At 62.7% G+C, this 26,301-nt stretch carries 6 protein-coding genes; 3 read left to right on the top strand and 3 right to left on the bottom strand.

Going from position 1 to position 26,301, the window contains the following annotated elements; genetic code table 11:
• Nucleotides 1-749: 749 nt before the first annotated feature.
• The 3 genes from AAGI46_05135 to AAGI46_05145 all read left to right on the top strand — a co-directional run bounded on the left by AAGI46_05135 (nt 750) and on the right by AAGI46_05145 (nt 20,953).
• Entirely contained in the window at nt 750-1,739 is a 990-nt protein-coding gene (locus AAGI46_05135; protein MEM1011589.1) for an AraC family transcriptional regulator, read from the top strand.
• A gap of 280 nt (nt 1,740-2,019) precedes the next feature.
• The gene (locus AAGI46_05140; GenBank protein ID MEM1011590.1) at nt 2,020-18,720 is read left to right on the top strand and encodes a fibro-slime domain-containing protein; all 16,701 of its coding nucleotides are present in this window, start codon (nt 2,020-2,022) and stop codon (nt 18,718-18,720) included.
• 958 nt (nt 18,721-19,678) lie between these two features.
• The gene (locus AAGI46_05145; GenBank protein MEM1011591.1) at nt 19,679-20,953 is read left to right on the top strand and encodes a hypothetical protein; all 1,275 of its coding nucleotides are present in this window, start codon (nt 19,679-19,681) and stop codon (nt 20,951-20,953) included.
• 61 nt (nt 20,954-21,014) lie between these two features.
• Here AAGI46_05145 and AAGI46_05150 read toward each other — a convergent pair whose 3' ends face one another.
• The 3 genes from AAGI46_05150 to AAGI46_05160 all read right to left on the bottom strand — a co-directional run.
• Nucleotides 21,015-21,656: a carbohydrate-binding family 9-like protein gene (locus AAGI46_05150; protein ID MEM1011592.1), complete on the bottom strand. Its 642-nt coding sequence runs from the start codon at nt 21,654-21,656 to the stop codon at nt 21,015-21,017.
• A gap of 264 nt (nt 21,657-21,920) precedes the next feature.
• Nucleotides 21,921-24,641: a hypothetical protein gene (locus tag AAGI46_05155; GenBank protein ID MEM1011593.1), complete on the bottom strand. Its 2,721-nt coding sequence runs from the start codon at nt 24,639-24,641 to the stop codon at nt 21,921-21,923.
• Nucleotides 24,638-26,301, bottom strand: a 1,664-nt coding sequence (locus tag AAGI46_05160; protein MEM1011594.1) for an alpha-L-rhamnosidase, incomplete at its 5' end; no start/stop codon positions are given. The genes AAGI46_05155 and AAGI46_05160, both read right to left, overlap by 4 nt.

Here is a 26,301-nt window from a genome sequence, read left to right on the forward strand (position 1 = left end):
CGTCCGCACCTGCACCGCATCGCCGCGACGCTCGCCGTGACGGCGGCACCAGTGCAGCACCGCACGCCGGCGGGCCACGTCCTCGCGGTCCTGCTCGGCCGCCCGCTTTAAATCTTCCGTAGCTGATGCACATCTTCTCGAAGGTCATGCAGATCGCCGACGGCGAGCAACACAGCCCCAGCCCCTCGCGCAGCTCCGTCAGCAACGCGTCGGGCTTCTCTTGCACCAACGCAACGCCGCGAGCTTCTCGGGTTCGATCTGCCGGGGCCGCCCGCTGCCTTGGGGCCAAGGTCCGGCGTCGCGGGTCTCGCGGAGTCGCTTTTTGAGGCGGCGGACCCACGAGCGGCTGACTTCGAAGCGGTCGACGACGGCCTACGTCGCCTCGCTTCCATCGCAAGCGGTGAGCACCCGGTCCCGCAGCTCCTTCGGGTAGGGCCTCATCGCCGACGCATCCGACCGATCAGCAGAGAGCGCTACGGGCAAAGTGAAGAAGCTCTAGCTCAGTCAAAACAAATCGCCGTCCAGACAGCTCAAGCACCGCGGGATGCTCGTTGACGGCGTCGTCGTCCCGAGGACGCGATTCGCATGTGCAGTTTGGTCAGACTGTGGCTGGTCGGCCCCGATAGCGACGTCACTATCCCCTAGCCTGCAACAGAACTGGCGGGCCTGCTTTCAAGACTTGCGTGATCTAAACGCAGCGCTAGCGCTGCGGCTTGTAGCGATTCTGTGGTCCGGTAAACTCCCCAACCGTGGCGGATCGGGTGGATACCAACACGGGCGTGGCCCGGCGCGGCAGCGTCGGACCCCAGCGAGATCACCTGCTGAGTCCGGCGGAAGTCCGCGCGGAGTTGCCGTTTCAGGCCCAGAAGGTCGGGTCGGGTGCGGGATGGCCTGCTGGGTTGGTTGCAGAGCGATTTCGCGGGCTGCCGCCGTTTAGTCTTGAGCGGCCTGGTGAGACCCATCATCGCCTCATCATGCTCCTGGGGTCGAGCAGCCCTCGTAAGCCTGCGCACCTGTCATGGCGCGTAGGGGACGGCCAGTCGTCGCGCCAGGAGCAGACGCTGGCAGCACGCCAATCGAACCCGCTGTTGACGCTTGTGCCGGCGGGATGCGATCACAGCTGGTTGATGGAGGAAGGGCGGCTGGACACCTTCCATCTGCTCATTCCGCCGTCAGCGGTTGATGAGACGATGGGTCGCCCGGTCGCGTTGGCCCCGGCGCCGAAGTTCCAAGACCCCGCGGTTGCCGGGATCCTCCAGCAGATCGCAGGTGAGCTGGCCTCTCCTGGGCGCTACGGGGGCCCGCTCCTGGTCGAGAGTCTGTCCAACGCGCTCAGTGTCCTGCTGGGGCGTCGTGAGGATGGTCATGAGCAGACACGGCGGACGCGCGTCGCGGGTTTGTCGGATCGCCAGGTGGCGGAGGTCCGGGCTTATCTGTTGGAGAACCTCCGTCGCAACATCCGCACCAAAGAGTTGGCCGGCCTGGTGCACCTGAGTTCCCAGCATTTCACCAGGGCGTTCGGCGCTGCCACGGGCATGCCTCCGCACCAGTTTCAGCTCCGGCTACGCGTGCGGGCCGCGGCGAAGCTCCTGAAGCAGGACCAGGATCTCGGGATCGAGGCTGCCGCACGGCAGTGTGGATTCACCGATCGAACCCACCTCTCGCGAGCGATGAAGCGACACCTCGGCGTCCGGCCTTCTCAGGCGCAAGCGCTAGACGTTCCGTCCGAAGCCAAGTAGTCCTCAGGATGCGTTGAGCGGCTGCGTGGGGGGCCGGACAACTTGGCGCAGACGCGCGCGCGTTTCGTACACCAGAACGCGCGGTTCGTACACCGACTTTTGATGCCGCTCTTGGCACTCTGTCTCGCTGCCGCTGCTGGGTCGCCCCGCAGCAATCGCCTCAGAACAACTTGCCAGAGCCGTCATGAAGATGAGCCCTTCGAAGCAGCCGTTTGATTCGATCAACGCCCAGGCGCGTCGAGCCCGATCTTCCCGATTGCAGCGCGCAGCGCGGTCGGTCGTGGAAAAGCTGGAGGAACGACGTCTGCTCGCAGCGTTTGTTGCAGAAGCCGAGCAAGGCCAGCCGGGGCAGCTTTGGGAAGAGCACGACCAGGACACAACAGCGTCTGGTTCGACGTACATCGAGATCGCGCCCGGCAACAACTCGACTTCTTCGGCACCGGGTACGGACGGCATCGTCTCGTACGACTTCACACTCGACACGGCTGGCGATTACGTGGTTTGGGGTCGGGTGCGCGCCAACAACGGGAACGACGACTCGTTCTGGGTGCAGGTCGATGGGAGTGCGTGGGCCCGATGGAACACCTTCCCGAGCACGGGCAACTGGGAGTGGGACGACGTCCACGACAGCTCCGGGACCGCAGTGACGTACACACTCTCCGCGGGCCAGCACACGCTGCGTGTTGGGTATCGCGAGGACGGCGCTCAGCTCGACAAGCTCGTCGTGCAGGAGTCATCGGCCGCAGCGCCGACGGGGCTGGGGCCAGCGCCGACCGTCCCGGTCGATCCGGGAGCCGGCTCCGGTCCGACACCGACGACCATCCTCACCGCAGACTTCGAGTCAGGCGCGGACGGATTCGAGTACGTCGACGACGCGTTCGAGGGAACCAGCCAACCAAGCTACGCCAGTGGCATTCTCGCGACCGGTGAGGGTGCGGATGCCGGCGACGTCCTCCGCGTCGACATCGGTGGCATCGACGGCACGGCTGTGGCGGGAATGAGCGGGGCGTGGCAGGAAGACTTCGAGGTCGTAGGGGCCGGCGACTCGACGCTTACGCTGAGCTACCGACTTGACGCGGGCGCATTCGCCTCGGGCGAGACGGTCCGGCTGCTGGCGATGATTGACGGACGCGAGGTGGGTTCGGGTCCATTAGCGACCCACGCTGGCGGATCAGGCGCGAGCGATACCGGGTGGGTGACGACGACGATCGACGTCGGAACGTTGTTGCCGGGAACGCATCGACTGCAGCTCGGCCTGCACGCGAACGCCAAGTCGTCGATCGATGGTCAGGCAACCGCTTGGTTCGACGATGTCGAGCTGGCGCTGGCGGAGTTCGGCTATGACGCCGCAGATCCGATCGTCATTGCTCCAAGCGATGACACGTCCGTTAGCGGCGGTGCTCCGACATCAGGCGATGAACTCGACGTCCGCTACTCCGCCGCCAACTACGGCGACCATCAAACACTTCTTCAGTTCGACCTGTCTGGTGCCGGCCTTCCGACAAGTTCACCTGACGCAATCCACTCGGCAACGTTGTGGCTCTGGGGCGAGGGTGACAGCGACCCCGTTTCGATAGAGGCAAGAGCAATCAGCGACGCGTGGGATGAAGCAACTGTCACGTACAGCAACAAGCCGGACACGAGTGGACCAGCGTCTTCTGCTAGCTACGTCGACCACAAGGGATGGCACGCGTGGGATATCACGGGACTTGTCCGAAGCGAACTCGGCGGAGACGACACCGTCTCGGTCGCGCTGATTGCGTTAGAGAACCGAGTTGACCGTGCCACTTTTAACAGCAGCGACTCCGACGATGCGAGTCTCCATCCGAGGTTGGTCGTGGAGACCGATCCGGAAGCCGTGTCTGCAGCGCTGGACACATCCGGCTCGGAACACACGGTGCAGGTGACCTTCGCCGATGACATCCGCACGACGGACGCCGAAGTGACCGGCGTCATGATCGAAAACCTGACGCTCGGCGGGCAGCTCCTTGCCCGTCCGGGTGACCCCGTGCTGGTCGGACCGGTCCTGTCCGTTGCTCCAGCCCAGGAACACGAGTGGACCGTCGGCAACGCCGGAAGCTATCTGCCTGACGGCAACTATGAGGTCTCGCTCTTCGGGCGACTCGGCGGGCATAACGACAACGTTTACCGCACGCGTGACGCCAGCGGCGAGCTGCTCTTCTTCTACAACGGCGACTTCGACAACGACCGCGTCGTCGAACAGGACGACCTCAACATCGTCATCGCGAGCATCAACACGCCGCCGGCTCAGGCGACCTACGCCACGGGCGACGTCAATGGCGACGGCGTCGTCGACGTGCTCGACCACGAGCTGGTCCAGTCTCGACTCAACACGTCGCTGGCGGCACCGCCTTCCGGCCCGGGAGACCTCACGCTCGGGAGCCAGACGCGAGAGAGTGTGACCCTCAACTGGGGCGTACCCGCGACCTACGACGGGTTCGAGGTCTGGCGTCGCGGAGAACAGGGTGCGTGGCAGCAGACCACCCTTGACAATCGGCTGTCAGACACCTCCTTTCACCACGGCTACGAGGACGGCATCGCGACGTGGGTCGACACGGCGCTGCTGCCCGGCACGCGGTACGAGTACTTCGTCCGCCCCTTCACGGATGCAGCTGGAAGCGGCGAGGCGAGCAATGTCAACGCCGCTTGGACCTCGCTCCCAGGCGTGACCGGTGTCACCGTGACGCAGACGGGGCGGACGGCCAACGACATGCGGATCAACTTTACGTCGACGCCGATCGGTGACGACGTGCAGGTCCGCATCGAGTCGTACGACGAGGTCGAGGACGAATGGGTCCTTGCCGGCACGGCCGATGCCACGTCGGCCGATACCGGGAATGGCAACTACTCCATTGTGCTCGCTGGCGTGGGCGGTGACGTCGGACGCGTCTTCCAGGTCCGACTCGAACGCGATGCGACCGGTCTGGCCAGTGGAACGACGCGCCATTCAGCATGGTCGCTTCCCGTCCGCGCGGTCGATGACGACGCGATTGTGTCGATTCCCGTGACCTTCCGCGACTTCAAGCCGCTCGGCTCGGGCGACGAGGGCGGCGTCTCGGGCCACGTCGACTTCAGCAGCGGCCGAAACATCGAAGACGCGGTCCGCTACGGCCTGGTCGCCGACCAGCTCGGGCCGGACGGCAAGCCGGTCTTCCGCGACGGCTTCGGCTGGAAGGATGAGGCCGAAACGATCCCCGGCAACGACGGCGGCACCGAAGAGGCGATCCTGAGCGCGGCCTCCTTTGCCTCCTGGTACAACGACGATCCGACCCTCAACCGCTCGACGACCGGCAACCTGCTGCTCCGTGCAGACGACCCCAATCGTCCCGACGTCTTCCGGCTCGTCGACAACACCTTCTTCCCGCTCGACGGCCAGCTCCTGGTCAATAGCCCATTCAACGAGCTGACCGACGATGGGACGCTCGACGGTCGCCCGCACAACTTCGGGCACACGTTCGAGCTCCATGCACAGATCACGTACGCGGGCCCTGGCTCCGGCGAAACCCTGACCTTCGAAGGCGACGACGACATCTGGGTCTTCATCGACGGCCAACTCGTCGTCGACCTCGGCGGCCAGCACCACAAGGAGGCCGCCAGCGTCGATCTCGATTCCCTCGGTCTGGCAGCGGGCACGTACGACTTCGACCTCTTCTACGCCGAACGCAACCCGGGCTCGTCGCACTTCAAGATGGAGGTCGCGTCGCTGCTCCTGCCCGAGCCGGGCATCACGGGGGCCGCCACAGTCAATGAGGGCCACGAGTATGACCTGCTCCTGGTCAACGGCGCTGACGACTGGTCGATCGATTGGGGCGACGGCCGAACGGAGACGGTCGGCAGCGGCAACAACGTCACGGCCACGCACGTCTACGCCGACGACGCCGTCGGACACACCATCACCGCCACCACGCTCGACGCCGACGGCGCGACCCACTCCTTCACCCAAACCGTCGCCGTCACCAACGTCGCCCCGGCCGACGACACGCCAGCACCGCTGCAGCCCATCCTGCACATGGTGACGGCAGGCACAGCCAACCCGTTCACCGAACTGGTCAAGTTCAACGATCCAGGATTCCTCGACACGATCCTCGGCACCGACGAGACGTTCGTCGCGACCATCGACTGGGACGACGGCTCAACCGCTGACCCAGGCACCGTCACGATCACCCGGACCGGATCCGCCGGCGTCGCCACACTCGGCGTCGTCAGCGGCAGCCACCTCTACGCCGCCTCCGGCACCTACAACGGCACCGTCACCGTCACCGACGACGATGGCGCAGCGACACCCATTTACTTCGCCGTCGAAGCCATGGGCCCGACGCCTCCGGCCGATGTCCTCCTCATCGAAGAGACCCGGCTACTGACGTCGACAAACCAACCCGGCGGCCCGACGGCGAGCGCGAGTCTCGTCGTTCCGTCAAATCCTGCCTTCTTCCGGTTCGATTACTCGAACCTCTTCTTCGACAGTGGCGGAAGCAATCCGGAGGACATCAACGACGCCTTCGAACTGCTCTTGAATGTCGGATCAGGTGACACGCCATTGCCCACGCTCGGTACAACGAGCGTCGACGCTTCAGCGCAGTTCAACCTGACTCAGACCCAGATCGCTGCCTTGGCCGATGGCACGGGTCACGTCGTAAATGACTCATCGAGCGGCAGCATCTACATCGATGGCTCATCCTTGACACCAGGCTCCACGGTCGAAGTCGTTGCACGCCTCCTGAACAACGACGCCGACAACGGCACATCCGTCACCCTCCGGTTCCTTGCCGATGACGCGAATCAAGGGAAGTACCTGCTCCCGCCCGAGGCTGTCACAGCCAGTCCGCTACCGGCGTCGCGCCGAGACGGATCGGACGGGTCCGTGCTGCCACTGCAGCGCCTCAGCGACGCGACCAGAAGCTTCGAGACCGTCTACGGGCATACGGCGTACGACGCTGCAACGGGCCGTCTTTCCACGTACGTCAACGTGTCGAAGACATCGTCGCTCGACACGCGTGGAGAGGCACTTATCGCTGTCCGCCGCATCCGTGCACAAGACGCCGGGGGAACCGTTGAAGGTGTTGCTGTGGACGGCTACGACGGACTGTTGCAGAGCGACGTTGCCGGCGTGCCTGCCGGAACACCGTTCTACCGAATCACCAATCAGGTGACGTCCGACGCAGACGGGCTTCACCTCGCGGGTCCAGCGGGTGGTCGAGTGATCTCATTCACGGGCGTTGATAGCGCCGACCGCTTCGACTTCGACGTTGTGGTGCTCGCTGAGCTCAACCTGGCTCCGGAAATCGTCTCTGATCCACACACCGAGCAGTTGGGCGATGCATATGTCGTCCAGGAAGTCATCTCCTCATCGGATGGGGTCGTCGAAACGCGCCCGAATCTAGAGATCGTCGCAAACGGTAACACCGAGTTCGTCTACCCACTGCGAGGTCTTGATCCGAACGCGGACGACATCGAATACGCGAAGATCGTCGGACCGACCGGTATGACGATTGCCGCAGAGGACACGGACGGTGACGGGATCGTCGATCAGCACGTCCTGCGCTGGATTCCGACGGCAGCGGATGCCGGCACCTGGGCTGTTCGACTTCGCGCAACGGATTCACCGTTCGGCCTGTCGGACCCAGCGTTGGACCAGCACTTCTCGATCACCGCTGTAACCGGCGTGGTCAACAGGCCACCGACGTTCACATCGACGCCGCCCTCGATCGCCTACGTCGGTGAGGAGTACGTCTATCAGGCAACGGCAAAGGATCCCGACGGTGATCCACTCGACTTTGGCAAGATCTCGCCTGAAGACAGCGGCGCGATCACGTCTGGTGGGTTGTTCACGTGGACGCCTTCACCTGATCTCGCTGGCCAGACCGCAGACTTCGCCATCACCGTTACCGACAGTATCAACGCACCGGTCCCCCAGCACTTCACCGTCGAGGTGATCGGGACTGGAGCAGGGGAAGACGTCGATCTCTCGATAAGCAACGTCGATGTTTCCGGGTTGAAGTGGGATCCGCAGACACTGACCGTCACCGGCGTGGTTTCAGCCGAGGCGACCACCTCCAACCTTGCCTACGACGCTTCTGAGGCAGAGATCGTCTTCTTCGAGGACCGCAACTACGACGGCGTCTTCAACGGGGACGACTCCCGACTAGGAACACTCCCACTTGGTCAGTTCGATGAGCCAACAAAGCACGTCGCTGCAACGGTGCTTTCGTCGACATCTTTCGCCGGCGCTGCCGTCAGCGCTTACATTGACTATCAGAACGTCACGCCGGAAGTGAATGAGCATAACAACTTGGCGGTATCAACCGACCGATGCGGAGTCGTGCTCGAGCCAGCGCTGACGTGGAATCCAGTTGTTTCGGAACTTGCTGCCGGGCGGTATGAGTTTGTCTTAAATCAAGGGGCTCAAAATGAGACATGGGAGCAAGAAGAGTTCGCCAGTACGCCCCTAATTGCGGATCTCGATAACGATGGTAGTCTCGAGTTTATTGCAACGAAGCGTTTCCGAGAACAGGCGCAATCATTTGGTGGGAGCGCTGCGCTCGTAATCGGTGATGTCGAGACGGGTGCAATTTTATACCATTCGCAGGATTCCTTGCCACTTGGTATGGGGTATAACACAACTTTCGGCGCCGATCCTGCAGTTGCCGATCTCGACCTTGACGGGCGTCTTGAAGTAATCTTCGCAAGTGCCACAGGCGACGAGGGTGATAATATCTATTCCGGTGATCGGCTATTCAGCGTAGAGCTTGATGCAAGTGGGAGTTGGATTACTTCAGAGCAGCGAGTACCTTGGTATCGTGACTTTGACGCAGGGGCCGGTGGGGCCGATCTTCGCTATGGCCTGTATCCACAGCCAGAGCTTGCGATCGCGACTGCGAACGTTGACGATGATCCCGAGGGCGAGATTGTGATCGGTTTTAGGGTATTCGAACATGATCTATCGCCGAAGACGCAAGATGCTCTGGACATATCAAGTGACGGATCAGAGCTTGATGCATATGCGTCGACAGGATCGAACCATCGAGGCCCCGTGTCGACTGTTGCCGATGTGATTGATACGGCTGGGTTTGACGGGCCAGAGATCATTTTGGGCAACGCGGTTCGTGCTCCGGACGGCGCGGAAGTTTGGCGCCACTTTTCACTTCCGAATGGCTACACCGCGGTTAGCGACTTTGGCACTTTCAATGACACGCAGCTTGTGTCTCAGGAGCGCGACGGTGTTCCAGAGATTGTGTTAGTCGGCCCGAGGCGGACATGGATAGACGAAGCGGCCGGCCCAAACCTTCAGCCAGTAGGCGACAGTACCGTGCTGTTACTCAACGGCCAGAGTGGTCGTGTGATTTGGGAGAGTGCATTTCCAATTGTGACGGAACCTGACGATTATAACGACAATGAGAGGGAAGGTGGTCCGCCGACAATCGGTGATTTTGATGGGGATGGGGTTCCAGAGGTTGCAGTTGCGGGTGCTGGAGCGATTGTAATTTTTGAGTCGGACGGTGAAGTCGCGGCACTGCTTCCGACGCAGGATCTGAGCTCTGGTACTACGGGATCAACGAGCTTTGACTTTGATAATGATGGTCGCGTTGAACTTATTTACGGAGATGAATTGTTCGTGCGTGTCATGGCGTTGCCGGGTTCTAACCCATCTATTCACGCGGGAACTGGCAAACCATTGTTGACTGAACTGTTTCGAGTCAGTCGTCCATCTGGAACGTTGTTGGAAGTTCCGGTTGTCGCAGATGTTGACAATGATGGTGCGGCAGAGATTGTCTTTGCTGCTAATCGTGAGCGTGAGGAGTTGCAGGCGTTGCGAGACTGGCTCGATCTTGAAGATGATGGGGATGACACGAATAATTCCTCAGAGAGTGCGAACTTTGATGTCGGAAACGGGCTTTATATTATCGACAACGCCTCCGGCTCGTGGGCGCCAACAGCGGCGATCTGGAATCAAAACAGTTATCACGTCACGAATGTCAACCAGGTCGCACCGGGTGAACCTGGATATGGGCAGGTCCCGGTCGTGGAGCAGCCGAGCTGGGAGACGCACAACAGCTACCGACTCAACACGCAACCCAGGCTTGTTCCTGGCGTTGGTATTCCCGCGCCGGATCTGATCCCGTCGTTCGCTCGCATCGATCGAGTAGAGAACACGGTGACGATTCGGATCGGCAACGGTGGGTCGGCGTCAGCTCCAGCAGGGACGCCGATTGCGGTGTTCGATGGTCAGCCGGGACCAGGAGCCACACAGATCGCCGTCGCGTTGACAACCAACGAGCTTGCGCCGAACAGCTTCGAAGACGTGATCCTCCAGCTGTCGCCGGGTGTCGATCCGGAGACTGTCTGGATTCGGGCAGATTGGGATCAGACTGACATCGATATCGAATCGCACGGTTACGTACGTGAGTGTGATGGTGGTGGCGAGGCCAACAACTTGTACAGCGTTGCGCAGGGACTTACGCCACTGCCAGAGAATTCGGCTCCTGTGCTGACCGGCTCGCCGGAAACGACGATGAGGTACGACGAGAGCTACGCGTTCACGCCGACAGTCACCGACGCGGACGCTCAGGATGTGCACGCGTTTGACCTGTTGGAAGGGCCGGAGGGTCTCTTCGTCGACGCGTTGTCTGGTGCAGTTACTTGGAGTCCGACCCGCAGCGACATCGGGCTTCACTCCGTGGTGCTCAGAGTGCGTGACGGACGCGGCGGCAGCGACCTCATGGCATGGTCAATCCGAGTCAACGACAACCTCCCGCCAGAAATCATCTCTGCCCCTGTTGCTCCGGATGATGTGTGGATTCTCACGACCGACGATCCCTTCGAGATTCACATCGAGGCACGTGATCTTGATGATGTGACAGGGCAGTTGCTGGACTTCCAGGTCAGTGGACCGTCGGAGGTGGTCATCAGCGGGATCGCTCCTGCGACTCCAACCTCTGGCGTGCCCGGCGCCAAAGCGTGGTCCTTCGACCTCGAAGGCTCGATCGCGACTGCCGATGCCGATGCCGGTCGGAGCCGGAGCGAGTACGAGATCCTCGTCAGAGTCTCTGACGGAGAGAGCGCGGTTGTCCATCCGTTCACGCTGCACGTCGTCGATCCGCCGCCAGACAACGCACCGCCCATTCCCTACCACGTTGGTGGCTCGCTGATTGCAGCCCCTGATTTACCCTTCTACGCCGAGTTCACGGCGTGGGATCCTGACGGCGGCCCACTTGACTACACGCTAACGCGTGTCATCAACAACCAAGGTGTGCAGATGCCAGATGTCCCTGGCCTGGGACCAGTCACGGTGGAATCTGGCGAAGCAGCGAGGTGGTCTTGGACGCCTTCGCTCGCGGATATCACGCGCGAAGGGGACTTACCATATCTCTACCGGCTTAGCGTTGCCGACCAAGAGCATAGCGTCCAGTTGCCGTTTACCCTTGAGTTCCGGGTCGTCGAACGCTGGTCGAACTCTGCGCCGACGATCCAAAGCGACGGATCGGGACTGAGGTCGATCGACGGTGACCCCCTGTACTACCAGGCCTTGGCCACCGATCCTGATGAGGACACACTCACATGGTCGATCGAGTCGGGGCCATCGTCTGCGTTCATCGAACCCGACACCGGTCTGTTCAGCTGGTACCCAGATCCGGATGACGGTCCGCTCGACGTCTACGAAGCACGGATTGTTGTCGACGATGGCATGGGTGGCGTCGACAGCCAGACGATCTCGTTCAGCGTCAGTCGATCGAACACGAGTCCGGACATCGTGTCTCTGCCGCCACAGCCCGGTTTGGGCGGTGAGACATGGCAGTACCTCATCGAGGCCGAGGACGCAGAGCAGGACGCACTCGTCTTCGAGTACCGAGCACTCAATCAAACTCCGGATCAATACGACGACTTTGTGCTTGAACAGCAATCGCCGACGACGGCGCTGTTGACCTGGGAGAACCCGCCCGGAGCAACGATGCGCAACTTTGAGATCATCGTCCGAGAGGACCGTCCAAACGGGCTGAGCGGATCGCAGCGGATCAAGATGACCACGGGAGCAGCTGCTCAAGACCCACCCAATGGTGACCCGGATACGCCTCTGCAGCTAATCGGTGAGCCGATTTCACTTATCGAAGCTGGATCGCCATATTCCTACCAGCTGGTTGCAGAGGACCCCGACGGTCCTGTCACATTCGCGCTCGTCTCATCCGAAGCAAGTTGGCTTTCGATGAATGCGAGTGGTCTTCTCAGCGCCGACGCGTCCGATACCGTCGCTGGCAGTTACGACGTCGTTGTATCGGCATCCCAAGGGCCTGTACTGCTGACGATGGGTTACACGCTGGTCGTAACGGAACCTCTTGTCCCGAATCAACCACCTGTGATCGATGGTCCAATCGCCCACAGCATTGCGGCGGGGGCGAAGCTCGAGTTTGGCGTGACTGCCACTGATCCCGAAGAGCTTCCGCTCACCTTCAGCCTCTTGGAGAACGAAGGCGACGTCGTTGAGTGGGCTCGCACGCCCTTGGGGATCGCGATTGATCCGTCGGGCAACGTGACGTGGGACGTGCCTTATCAGATTGCGACGCCGAACGTGCAGATGCCCGTCATCCGAGTGCGAGATGCCGGCGGCCTTGTCGCGGACCTCAAGGTCACGATCTCCGTCGTGCCTCCCGCTGATGACGCACCGCCGACGGCGCAGCTCTTCAGCAGCGCCGATGCCGTCGACCAGGGCCGGTCTGTTACCTTCTCAGTAACAGCCGAAGATGACTATGGAGTGCTCGGGCGCTACGTCGAGATCGAGACGGCAGAATGGATCAACAACGACGACTTGCCGCTCCGACTCCCAACCAATGCTTACGGGCAGGTGACGTACAACATCCCCGCTGATGCGGTGATGAACAGCCAGTTGAGCACGACGTTCGGGGTCCGAGGGTTCGCGGTCGATACTGCTGGGCGGACGACTGCATCAGCCCTCAAGTCGATTACGGTGTTCGATCCGACCAACATCGGCGACCCGCTCAATCCGCAGCCGCAGCCGCCGCGTCTTGGAATAGCGGACGTTGCCGAGGGCGAACCTGGGTTCTATCCCGGGATGCTCGTCGACGAGATGGTGACGGTCCGCGGCTATGCGTTTGATCCCAATGATGATCTGACCTCGTTTTCCGTGGTTGCTCGTCGCGCCAGCGGTGAGGAGGTAACGATTGAGAAGCAATTAGCCACACCGTCGCAGTTCGTGCCCAACATCGGCGATCCGGAAATCGACGCCGACCTCTTCACGATCAACCCACTGTTGCTTGCCAATGGGCCATGGTCTCTGGAAGTCAGTGTCACAGACAGCTCGGGCGGAGCTGCTCAGACCGCGTTCCCCGTCGAGATTGCGACACCCACAAAGGTCGGCAACTTTGCTATGACCTTTACCGACCTCCAAGCCGAAGTTGGTGCGCTTCCGTTAACAGTCACTCGCACCTACGACAGCTACAGGTCTGGCGAGGTGGATGGAGACTTCGGCCCCGGCTGGAACCTGGACATCACGAGTGGCCAGCTCCGTGTGGAGCACGATGGCGACGGAAGCGGCGATGCCTTCGGCCTCACTGGCGGTTATGTGTACGGGACGCCGATCAACGTGACGCTTCCTAATGGCCGAGAGCTCAGCTACGACACGGTGCTGCTCCCGATTCCGAATGGTTCTGCGGGTGGCGCCGTCAATCTCTTCCGCGTTGCATTCCGGCCACGGCCCGGTAGCGAAGACGTACTCCTCGAACTTGCGAGTGATCGGTTCGCAGCTTCTGCAGCCGATGCCGAGGACTCCGGGTTCGCTCCATATCTCGGCTATTACCCCGCGCTTCTCGCTCAAGATCCGTCGCTGAACAGCTGGCAGGTGTTCCTAGACGACACCGACAACAAGCTGTACACGGACCCGACCCGTGCGCTCGGTTGGAATCCGGCGATCCTGGAGGCTCAGGGCATCGACTTCCAGCTTCGCTCGTTCACCGGAGAGGAATACGTCTACGACTCCGAGTCTGGCTCGATTCTGTCGATGACAGATCGCCTTGGGAACGAGATGACCTTCGACAACGATGGGGACATCATCTCCACGAAGGACGTGTCTGGCACGAAGCTCGCAGAGCTACGCGTTAAACGGGATAGCGACAAGCGTATAGAGCAGATCCAACTCTGGTCGCTCGACGAGAATGGAGCGTTCAGCGAGACCGACCAGGTGTCGTACAGCTATGGGAGCAATGGCTCTCTTGCTTCGTTCACAAACCGCAACAGTGACGTTGTGGAGTACTTCTACGACGAGGCGTGGAACGCCTCCGGCGGCGCGGTCGATGTCGATGGTGTGCCAGGACAAGACGCGCTAGGCCGCCCCGGCTTCCTGACTCGAGTTCGCGACGACGATCGAGGCGTCGACACCCTCAAGGTTCTGTTCTGGTCCGCCGACGATGTGGATCTTCCGTCACCGGATCACGTCGGGATGCTCAAGGGACTCGTCGACGCGGATGGCAACGCGGCGGGCTTCGGCTACGAACTCGACGGATCGCTGATTCCTGGCCTGCCGGCGAGCTCGGTCGTCGAGATAGTCGCCGACGCCGATGGTGCCGAGACACACGTCGTCCGCGACGGGCAAGGCAATGTGATCCGTCAAATCCAGCAGACCGGAGACGAGACCTTCCTCGTCACGGCATACGAGTACGACGACACGCGTCAGACCAAGTCGTTCAGGCCTTTCGAGGCAGATCGATCAGTGATGTACGACTTCGATCCCGCAGTCACGCCGCTTTCGAGCGAGACGACCTACGGCGACACAGATCATCCCGACCTGCCGACACGTGTCGTCGATGCGGCCGGCGTCTGGACCGAGTACGAATACGATGCCTCTGGGCAGCCGAGGATCATCCGCACCGCGACAGGCAGCACGATCAACTCGTACAACGCCAACGGAACCGTTCGTCGAACAACGGATGCGCTAGGCAACGCCACCGCCTATGCGTACGACGCACAGAACAACCTTGAGTTGCTCACGCGATTTGACGCTGCTGGGCGCGAGATCGAATTCGGTCGCTACACCTACGACAACCGCGGGCTGCTCACGCAGGCCGAGGATGCAACCGGCAACGTCACAACCTTCGGCTATGACTTCCGTGGCCGGCAGACGTTCAGCGAGCGGACGACACTCTCGTCGGCCGATCAGGCGTTGGTCGACTCCGGCCAGTCGACGGTCCCACCAACGACCGTCCGCAACGAGACCGCGTACGACAACGGAGGTCGCGTCAGGGGCACGAAGCAGTTCGTTGACGGCGTCCTTATCTATGAGACGGCGACGACGTACGACGCTGCCGGCCGGGTTCTGACCAGTGAAGATCGTTACGGCCACGTCACGACTACGCGGTACGACGCTCGCGGCAACGTCGTCGAAACCCGCAGTCCGGCGGACGACACCGGCGGCAACGACGTCATCGTCGTCACCCGCACGGCCTACGACGCCAACGGGCGTGCGATCGCCACGACGGATCCGTTCGTCACGAAGCTTGACGGCACCCTCGTCCTGCCGGACGGCACCGATGCACCTCTCGACAACAGCCACCTGCGCGTCACCCATACGCTCTACGACCCAGCCGGCCGCGTCGTTGAGACGCGTCGGCTCGAAGGTCTGGAGATCCCGATCGTCCCGCCGACGAACGGCAGCGACGTCTGGGAGACGACCTTTGACTACGAGCCTGCCACGGACGGCAATCCGGACAACGACACCTATGGCGGCACGCCACTGACCAGCGTCTTGCTGTCGAAGACCTCAACCACCTACGACGTCGAGGGCCGCACGGCGACGACGACGTCAGCGACGGGTCTGGTGACCGAGACGCTGTACGACGCATTCGGCCGTCAAGAGGGCAGTCGCTACGACCTGGACCTGAACCAGGACGGCATGATCGGCGCCGGCGAGACCATCGAGTCGACGCAGACGTACGACGCTGCCGGCCGTGTCGACGTCTCGACGGGTCCGCTGGGGCGTCAGTCCAGGAACACGTACGACGCGCTGGGCCGGGTGACGGTCTCGACGCTGCTGGGCGACACGCCGGCCTTGCCGTCTGACGACGTGGTCACGCGGACCGAGTACGACGAGCTGGGCCGCCAGTCCGCTGCGATCGACGCCCTTGGCCGTCGGACGGAGTACGAGTACGACGACGCAGGCCGCCTGATGGCAGTGACGCTGCCGCCGATCGATCCGGACGGCTCGGCCACCGGCACCGCCGACCTGCGTCGCCCGCGTTACGAGTACCACTACGACCAAGAGGGGCGTCAGACGCACATCGTTCAGAACGCGTACCTCGATGTATCGTCGAACGAGGTGGTTTACCTGACGGCCGACGGCACCGGAACCGACAGCGAGCACCGCCGCTCGGCCAATCAACCGATCGCCCAGTGGCCGAAGGACCAGGGCCACGTGACGACGTTCACCTACGACGCCCAGGGCCGCCAGCTGAGTCGGACATTGCCGATGGGCAATGTCGCTGGAGCGACGGCTGGCAGTTTCACGGAGTACAAGCACTACGACGCGACGCCCGGCGTGGGCTACGGCCGTCTGACCCACGAGGTCGACTTCGAAGGCCGCGTGACGGCCTACACCCACGACGACACATCGGCAGGCCGTGGCCGAATGACGTCGATGAGCTACTACGACAGCGAGGCCGATCACGCCGCCGGCACGGCCAGCCGCACCGTCGGCTACACGTACGACGCGCTGGGCCGACGTGTGGAGGTCGACGACAGCCAGTTCCTGGTGCCGACGACCTACGCCCACGACGCCGAGGGCCGTCTGACGACGATCGACAGTCCGCAGGGTCTGCTGCACTACGGCTACGACGACCTGGGCCGAAAGACGTCGGCCTGGACGGATCACGCCGACCCGCAGCAGTCGACGACGCTGACCGAGTACGGCTATGACCAGATGGACCGACTGATCCGGGTCGACACGGTGCGTCGCTTCGGCCAGGCGGTCGACACGGACACGACGCTGTCGGGCGACCAGCCGGAGTCGACGCGGTACGTATACGACGCGGCCGGCATGATCGACCATGAACTCCTCGGCGTCGCCGACGGAGAGCAGGTCGTCAAGGACTACGGCTACGACAGCCTCGGCCGCGTGGAGGGCCTGACGCACTTCGTGGACCTCGACGGCGACTTCAGCCACGACTCCGGCACCGAGACCCGGCTGGCCAGCTTCGTCTACACGCACGAGGACGGCGGCAGCCCTGCCTCGGAAGTCTGGACGGACGAGCAGGGTCGCGTGACGACCAAGACGTGGACGTACGACGGCCTGAACCGCCTGGCGACCGAGACCTACGCCGGCTTCGACGCCAGCGGCACGCCGTTGGCCTACGCCGACAGCTTCACGTACGACCTGACGGGCAACCGCCTGAGCCTCGAGCACGTCGAGACGACCGGTACCACTGGCGGCAGTCACACGACGACCTACACCTACGACGCAGGCGACCGCCTGCTGGTCGAGGAGCGGGACACCGACGGTGACGGCTCACCGGAACGAACCACGACCTACGGCTACGGCCCGACGGTGCAGACGCAGAAGGTGGTCACCGGCGACGAGACGAGCACGACGACGTTCGGCTACGACGCTTCTGGTAGGATGACGAGCGTGAGTGTCGACGGCACGAGCGTGGAGTACAAGTACGACCACAGCGGCTTCCGAGTGGAGCGGACCGAAGGTGGGACTACCACGATCTACCACGTGGACCCCTCGAACCCGACGGGCTACGCCCAGGCCGTGGAAGAGGGCACCGACGGCGACGGGGACCGTGAGTTGGATGCGGCCGAGGTGACGCACGCGTTCACGCTGGCGATGTCGGTGGTGGCTCAAGCTGTCCGCGAGCTGGCGACAGGCGACATCGACGTGCACCGGCTGCTGATGGACGCCCACGGCAGCACGCGGGCAGTGCTCGACGCCGAGACGACGCCTGACGCCTTAGCGGTCCTGCAGCGTCTGGCCTACACGGCCTACGGCCAGGACCTGGGCCTGACGTCCCCGCTGACGGCGTTCCGCTACGCGGGCCAGGCGATCGACCCGCTTACCGGGCAAAGCTACAACCGGGCCAGGTGGTACGAGACGGGCACTGGCCGCTTCAACCGCGTCGACCCATGGGCAGGCAGCAGCCAGCGACCGCTCACGCTCAACAAGTACGGATATACCCACGCAAGTCCGACCATTGGCGTAGACCCGACGGGAGAGTCCCTCTATGCAACCTTGCTTGGTTCACTCACAGTCAGAGCGGGTATCTACGCGGCCTCGATTGGGGCTGGCTTGGGTGCAGCATTTGGTGCAGCAGATTCATTGCTCCAAGGAAAGCGTGGTATGGATGTAGTTTATGATATGTTTATTGGTGCTGCGTTTGGAGCCGTGCTAGGACCACTTACACTAACTGTACTTGGGCCATTTGTGGCCGGCTTGGGGCTCGGCGCTGGTGCGTACGGCACATGGTCAGCGATTGACGAGGAAAACTATGAGTTGGCAGCATTCAGGGGCCTTTCAACGGTCTTCGGTGCATATACAACGTACCGAGCATATGTCCCAACGTCCTCTGGTACTCTCTCGTCGACGCAACCCAGCCAGCTGCGTTTTTCACAGCGAACTGCCGGCGGCGGTGGTAATGTAACTGACGGCGTTTCACGAGCATTCGTTTGGCGAAACTATTTACGGCGATTTGGCTTTGACGGCGTTAAACCTGTCGACGTAGTAGACACTCCTGACGGTCTTGTCGCGATCGACAACACACGCGCAGCTATAGCAGCAGAACAAGGGATCGCGTCGATACCTGTCCGTATTCACAAGCCTGGAGACGCTCTTCCTTCGGGTATGATATCAGTCGAACGGTTCGGCAGTTCAAAGACGTGGGGTGAGGCGCTTGCGTATCGAACAGCAAGAAACAGACTTCCAGAGAATGGCACGTTGCAGAGACCGAAGTTACCTCAAGAGTAAACGTAATGACAACCGCAGATTCGAGTTATCGTGTAATCGAAACGCCAGAGCTAGACTGGCTTGTCGCAAGTTCTTTGCTTGCTGAAAATCCGGACGGTCCTTTGCAGCCATGGCTACTACTCCCAGTCACAGCCAGGAGAAGGATTAGCGATGTCTTCCCCGGAGGACCGTCCTTGGCTACATTGATTACGTTCGCGCAGCGACAAGATTGTGATCTGTACACATGTCTTCATGTTGGCATTGATCAAGAGAGGGTAGAGGTTGAGAGGTACGTGGTCATCGAGGGATGGACAGAATCTGGGTATACAGTTGTTGCTGAGTTCGAGAGTGTATGGTCTTGGCTGGGTCATGTAGTGCGTGAAATGGAGGACTGGTACGAGATCACGTCCTCCAAAGGCGAGCCCTGAGCACAGCGTCGCCAGGTTCCTTACGTCCGCCCTAACACGTTGGAAGTCGAGGGGCGGGATGTTATGGGTGTACAGACGATGGAAAAATCCACTTCTGTGGAAGGTCGGAGTCGAGCTCATACGATCTTCGTTAGTGGAGTCGCTGTAATGTCTGACTTTACGCGTATCTTGCGATTGTTGGAAGTTGGCTTTCAATCTCTCAGTGCTTATGCGGAAAATAATATTACAACATCCGGGATCATCAGCATTGGCTAGTGGAAGTGCTGATCGCGTTTGGCGGCGAAGGTCCGTTCGTCTCCGGGTCATTCGCAAAGGCTAGTTAAGATATCGCGATCAGCTGCGAAGTATAAGTTCTCTTGCGAGACAAGTATAAGGTATCGAAGAGTAAGGGCCTTGGATATCAACTGAAGCAATGTGAGCGCACGACGCATAACCTGCCCTTGTTGTGTGGTCTAGACAAACCAAAACGTTAGTGCCAGTTGGCGAACGAAGTGGCTAGCATGTCAATTGTAAGTCAGCTCAGAGTTGCGTCGTTTCGTTCGTTGGGTCTCGTGGAAGCACATCGCTGGTGCCGGCTGCGAGCTGTCAGCCACGACCAGATGGGCCGACTGATCGAGACGACGGCGGTCCGCTGCTTCGATACGGCGACGGGCGAGTCGAGCCACCGGACGTTCTACCAAGCCGACGGCATGGTCGACTATGAGCTGCTCGTCGACGCCGACGGCGTGGCCAACGGGGTTCTGACGAAGGACTACGCCCACGACAGCCTCGGCCGATTGGAAGGCGTGAGGCACTTCCTCGACACGGACGGCGACGCCGTGCATGATGCGGGCGAGGTGCTTTTGGACCGTTCGCTCTACACGTTCTTCGCCGACGGCCGCCGGGCCTCGGAGGACCACACGGACCACGTCGGCGACGGCTACCTGGCCGAGTGGAGCTACGACGGCCTGGGCCGTCTGTCGGGCGAGACGCTGACGAGCGCGACGCTCGGCGGTGCGTTCAACTTCAGCGAGTCGTACGGCCACGACCTGGTCGGCAACCGCCTGGTGGTCGAACGTGAACAGAGCGGGGTAACGACCACGACCACCAACTTGCACGACAGCCTCGATCGCCTGCGAGAGAGCACGAGCGACGCCGGCACGCCCGGCGACGCGTCGGACAACACCGTCACCACCTACTCGTACGTCGGGCCCGACGGAGACACGAGCCAGCAGCGTGAGAAGACGGTTACGACGGCCGGCACGGTGACGAGCACGACGACCTACGGCTACGGCGTGATGGGCCGGATGAGCGAGGTGTCTGTCACCGAAGGCAGCGTCACGACGACCGCCACGTACGAGTACGACACGAGCGGCATCCGGGTGTCCCGCACGGAGGGCAGCGAGACGGTCGTCTACCACATCGATCCGAGCAACCCGACGGGCTACGCCCAGGTGCTCGAAGAGGGCGTGGATCAGGACGTTGACGGCGAAGAGCTTCACGCGAGTGTCCTACCGGAGCCGGTCGAGGTCGAACGTGCCGTCAGGTCGGCGGGGCTCATCGCCAGCGCACCAGCGAGGTCCTGGCTGCGATCGGTGGGGCGGGCTGAGCGTTGCGCTTGGTTTGCGCTTTGCGCATGCCCGAAGTCGTCGATCGACGCATGCCGCGACGGTCGCGAGCCGTCGAGAATCGGCGAATCGAACGCGTTAGGCCGATTCGAACGCTTTCGAACGCCCAGCGTTACAACGCCGCCGGATCATCGACGCCCGACGCCGAATTGGCCTGAATCGCCACCCAGCGGAAAAGTAGCTCGAAACGCCGCCGATCGCCGTAAGGCCTTGACTTAAAGGCAGGTCTATCCGCCTATGTCCTCCCAAGGCCCCGGTCATGCACCCTGTTCAGTCACAGTCACGGTGTCGACGGGACCAGGTGGATCACGCCCATGCGCTGCGGTGAGCGGTGTGGTCGGCCGAGGACCACTGGTGACCAGCAGGCCATGTGGAGGGCACGGTGGCTGTCGTCCGGTCCGCCTGCGCGTGGGCGGTCGTAGCGGATGAGGTTGAGCCGGAGCGACGTGCCGGCGGAGAGGTGGTTGGCCTGGCGACGACGCAGCAGCTCGGCGGCGGGGATCGCAAGGTCGGCGATCCATGCGTCGGCTTCGCGTCGGGTGGCGATACGGAGGCCGGGCATGTCGTACGCGAGGTTGGACCAGTATTCGCGGTTGCTTTCGACGGTGAGCAGGCCGCGGGCGTCGGAAACGGGCGGTGCCGACAGCACGGTGTTGAGATCCAGGACACCGCCGTCGGGGTTGACCTGCAACTCGTACCACTGCCGGCTGTCGCCGACACCGTCGACGAAGACCTCGACGACGTCGCCCTGATAGTGGGGCGCGTCACGCTGCTGGCCGTGCGGGGAGAAGGGCTCGTCATCGAAACTGACAAAGCGGACGTACAGGAACTCGGGGTCCCACAGCAGACGGACCTCGGTTTTCGGTGCCGGGCCGATGGCGGTGTCGGTATCGGCTTCGGCCGGCAGCGAAGCGGCGAGCAAAGGGACATGGAAAGCACCACGCCACACAGGATCGTCGAGCTTGGTACCTAGTTGAGGCGATGCGACTGCCCGAGGAACCTCGGCGGTCGGGAGCGGTGGCAGAGCCAGGGCGGACGTTCTCTGCGGGTTGAGTCCGCGGCAGCCAGTCACGCCCAGGAGCACGAGTCCCAACGTGCAGAGGGCCGCGATCGAGGCGTGGTGAGCTTGCGTGACGTGCATGGCAGGATTCGCTCGCGCGACGGTTCGACGCTTTGGCTCTTGCGACTACTTGATCGGCGCGTCGGGCTGCCACCGGAGGATGGTGACCTTGGCGAACATGTCGTCCTGCATCAAGACGACGTATTCGCCGTCCGAGCGTTGGATCATGCTGACCGCAAGCGGGCCGCGGTCGAGGTCGGTCGACAGGCCCAGAACCTCAGGCCCTGGCATCAGACGCAGGGCTTCGCCTTCGTGCATGACTTCGTCGCCGGTCTCGGCGTTGAGGATCATCAGGAGCGACGGCGCATAGAGCCCGACGAAGACGTGGTCCTCGAAGGCGTTGAGCGAGACGGCGTTGCCGTTGTAGCGGGTGTTGCCGGAGCTGGCGGTGGGATTGTCTCGGTGCGCGAGGTAGGGCAGCTCGACGGTCCAATCCGGCGTCCGATTGCCCGTGGACCAGTCGGAATAGCGGGCCAGCAGGCGCGATGTCGAAGACCAGCGTGACGTGTTCGGCAGGTCGGCGGTGAAGCCGGTGAGGAACATCGTGTCATTGGCCTCGACGTAGCGGATCATGTCGACGCCGCCCGTGTCGAATGGTGCGGGAACAGGCAACGGCTCGTCCGGCTGCCAGACGGGCACGCCTTCGGCGTTCAAGGTCGGCACGGACTCAGCGAGCCAGGTGATGCCGTGGTAGCGGACGGTGCCGTCGTCGTCGATGTCGAAGGCCGAACGCTGACCGACGTCGGTGCCGTCATGGTTGGTGAACTCGTCGGGGTCGAACAGCCCGTCCCCGTCCCGGTCGGCCCAGGTCCAGTGATTCGAAGACGCGGGCCCGTGATCGGGAAAGCCATCCCAGCTGCGTGTGGCCCACGCGGAGACGGGTTTCAACTGGGGATCCCCATCTGTGCCGGGCGGCGTGTAGGCCATCATCAGGTCACGGTTCTTGTGGAGGATCACCAGGAACTTTTTGCCGTCGACTCGACAGAAAAACGGCGTGCCCCAGCCGGCTCCGTCGGGGGTCATGCCGGGGAAGAAGTGGTTGGTTCGATGGAACCCAGTCCAAGCGAAAGCCCCGCCGAGTCCGTCGGGGTGACCGGGTGGCAGTGTGAGGTCGGGCTCGAAGTCCCAATCGGCTGAGAACCGCTCGTCTGGCGTGAACAAGACGGACGGCTCGTCGGGGTCGACGGCGACGGTCTCGAGATCAATGTGGCACAACATCTGCCAGCGCAGCGTGCCCTCGGGCGTGAAGCTTCGGATGCCCGTGACGGATGTCGGGTGCTCGTGCTCCACGCGAACCAGCGGCGGGCCGAACATGGAGACGTAGAGGTTCCCCGCATTGTCGACGTCGACGCCGGAGAGACAGACGAACGCGTCCGAGTGAGGCACGCCCGCCGGATCGGCAGCGATGCCTCCGCGTCGGCCGATCGTTCCGATGCGCGTCGGTGTGTCCGATGCGATCTCGAAGATCTTGACTTGCTGGTCCGGTCCGTTGTCTGCGACAACGAGCCGATCGCCCGTGGCTTTCAGGTCGACCGGCAGCCAGCCGTCTTCATCGATCTCGACTTTGATCGTTCCTGACGAGAGGTCGATGCCAACGACGCGCGAATCGGGCGGCTCGATGACGCACCAGAGCGTCTGGCCGTCTGGTGAGAGTGACAACGCGCCCACATTGGGCAGCCTGTCGATCAGGATGTCGCGTGGCTGTGTGCCCGTTGTGTCCCAGATCTCGATGCGCTGCTCGCGAGCGTTGGCCAGGTAGAGCGTTTGGTCATCCTGCGTCACGGCCACGCCGCGAAGTGCCGTCCGGTCGCGTGTGTCGAAAAGGACGACGGGCTCACCGGTGCGGCGGCGTGTGGTGAGGCTGATGCGTTGGAAGCCCCTGTCGGTGGCGAGGTACGCGTGCGTGCCGGAGAGCGCGATCGGGCCGACGGGGCGTTCCCATTCCCAGCCGAGCCAGCCGACGCGTCGGCCGTCGTGATAGATGCCGGTGGCCAGCCCTTGTTCGTCGTGATGGCTGGCCAGGTACGCTCGGCCTTGGCCATCGACGGCCATGCCGGCGGCGACGCGTTGCATGTGTCCCGACCCCATGCCGCCGGGACCGACGTTGCCAAGGAACGTTGATCGGACCGGGTAGCGATCGTCGCGGATGACGGGCGGACTGAAGCTGGCTGTCGCGTCGGCTTGGCGAGAGGTGGCAAGGAAGACGCCGACGCACACCGGGCCGGTCGGGTCGCGAAGGACACACCCGTAGCCGAGGCCTCGTGGCGTCGCGTGCATGGCCGGCTCCCAGCGGATGCCGTCATCGGATCGGTACGCTCCAACGAACCCGCCGCGACGGATCAGCTTCAGGTGGATCGGCAGCGACATCGGGAAGTTGTCGTGTTCCCACCGCTGGTGCTCGACGTAAGCCTCGGCGTCGTGGTTGCTGTCGTCGCCAACGAAGAGCGGATTGATCCGCTGGAAATCGCCGTACTCGGGTTCGAGGTCTTGCGTGAGCCAGAGACCGGCGTAGGTCTCTGCGTTGGCTTTGCTTGCTTCGACAGCATGGAGCGTCGTGACGATCTCGAAGTCGCCTTCGACCTGCCGGTACGCGAAAACGCGGTCAGCACGACGACGCGGGTCACCGTTGACGGCCTGGGCAGTGAGTGTCAACTGATCGTCAGTTGCCATAAGCGAGCCGGTGGCCTGTCCGATGTCGACGTGGGTCCACTCGCTGGGCTCAGCCGATGCCGAAGCAGCCAAGAGACTGACGACGAACGTGAACGCGGCAAGAACTTTGCGGGTCATTGTGGAGTCGGGGTATGCGGCAGCGGAGTCGGGCGCAGCCCGAGGCGCGGTGCCACGACGTGGAAGAGCGGGTGCGCTCCCCACGCGTGGTTGTCCGAACGGGTCGGCTCTGGCATCTCCGGTGTGGTCTTGAGGCCTCGTGCGGGCAGATCACGCCACTCGTCGAGTTCGTCGAGAATGCTGTCCGAAAGGCCGACGTGCGTGAGGGCTTCGAAGCGGTAGTGCCGGAAGTAGATCGTGGTCTTGGCAACGTCGGCGTCTGAGCAGCGGCGAAGAAGATCGCCTGCGTCGTCGCCTGTGATCCAGTCGGCGAGGACGGCGAGACACTGGGCGTGTTCCGAAAAGGCGTCGCGATCTGGCGCGTTCGAGAAGAGGCTTCGCTGATCGCTCCAGAAGGCGCGCTTGCCAGCCGCCGACAGTCGTTCCGCCAGTGCAGCGTGGCTTCGGCTGATGTCCGCGTCGCCGACCCACGCCTCGAACTGAGCCAACTGCCGCAGCGCGATGACGAGCCAGGCGTTGTGAATGGCGTCGGGCGTGTCCTGCGTGTCTGCCGGCACGCCGTTCTGCCAAGTCGGGACCCAATCGACGAATCGCCAGTCCGGCAGCGGTCCGAGCAGATCATCGTCGCCGACCAACCGAGCGAAAGCGTCGACCAGTCGCCGCGAGGCCGGCAGCATGTCGGACACGAACTCGGGTCGGCCGCGCCAGATGGCGAGGTCGTGCAGCATGCCGACCCAGGCGAGACAGAAGCCCGGGATCAACTGGTCCTTCGTGCAAGGCAGCCGCGAAGGCAGCAGGCCGTCGGGTCGTTGGGCGGCGGCGAACAGCTTGATCGCCCGCATGCCGGGGCGATCGTCGTCGCAGAGCGTGTAGGTGACCAGCGCCTGCAGCCGCGTGTCGCCGAGGTATTGGATCTGCTCGTAGTACGGGCAATCCATGAAGGTTTCGTGGACGCACGTCTCGATCGACCGTTGCATGAGCGGCACGGCAGCGTCGAATTCGGAGTCGCCCGTTGGCGGCAAGTCACGCCAGTCGAGTGGGTAGCGGGTCTCGTCGAATTGAAGCGCTAGCAAGATCAACGGTTCATCACCGGTTCGGATCGTCAGTTGGATGAACCGTCCCGCCCGCCACCAGAGGGTCTCTGCCGTGCGGGGTTGGCCGTCGAAGACAAAGGTGTCAGCCCGACCGATGAAGCGCTTGCCCTCGACCTCGTCGCGCTGGCCCTTTTCAAAGTGCGGCTCCTCGACGCCGGCGACGAGTGCTTCGGCCCACGCGACGTCGACCGTCGCGCCGGCACCTTGTTCGACGTGCAAGCTGACGAACGCACACAGGTAATCGTCGAGGTCGATGAGCACCTCGGCCTTCGACTCCGCAGGAACGACGATGCGATCGACCTGGCCCGTCCACCAAGACTGCCACTCGGCGGCCTCGAGAGGGCCGGTGACGTTGCAAACGCGACCACCTCGCCAGCGACGGTGAAGCATCTCTGGCAGCGGCGTCGGCTCGAGCGTTCGATGTTCGTCGGACTCGCTCACGCTGGCACGGGACCAGTGGCTTTGCTCGGCGTCGCGTGCGGCGTCGAACCGGGCGACATCCATCCACTGCTCACCGCCGGCGAGTCGGCTGTTGGGCACGTCGCTCGGAAATCGCCACCGAAAGC

It is taken from the genome of Planctomycetota bacterium, from assembly GCA_038746835.1.
Taxonomy (GTDB): domain Bacteria; phylum Planctomycetota; class Phycisphaerae; order Tepidisphaerales; family Tepidisphaeraceae; genus JBCDKH01.

Excerpts from the sequence above, each read along its gene's own strand:
- AAGI46_05155 (MEM1011593.1), bottom strand. The coding sequence starts at position 24,641 with ATGACCCGCAAAGTTCTTGCCGCGTTCACGTTCGTCGTCAGTCTCTTG.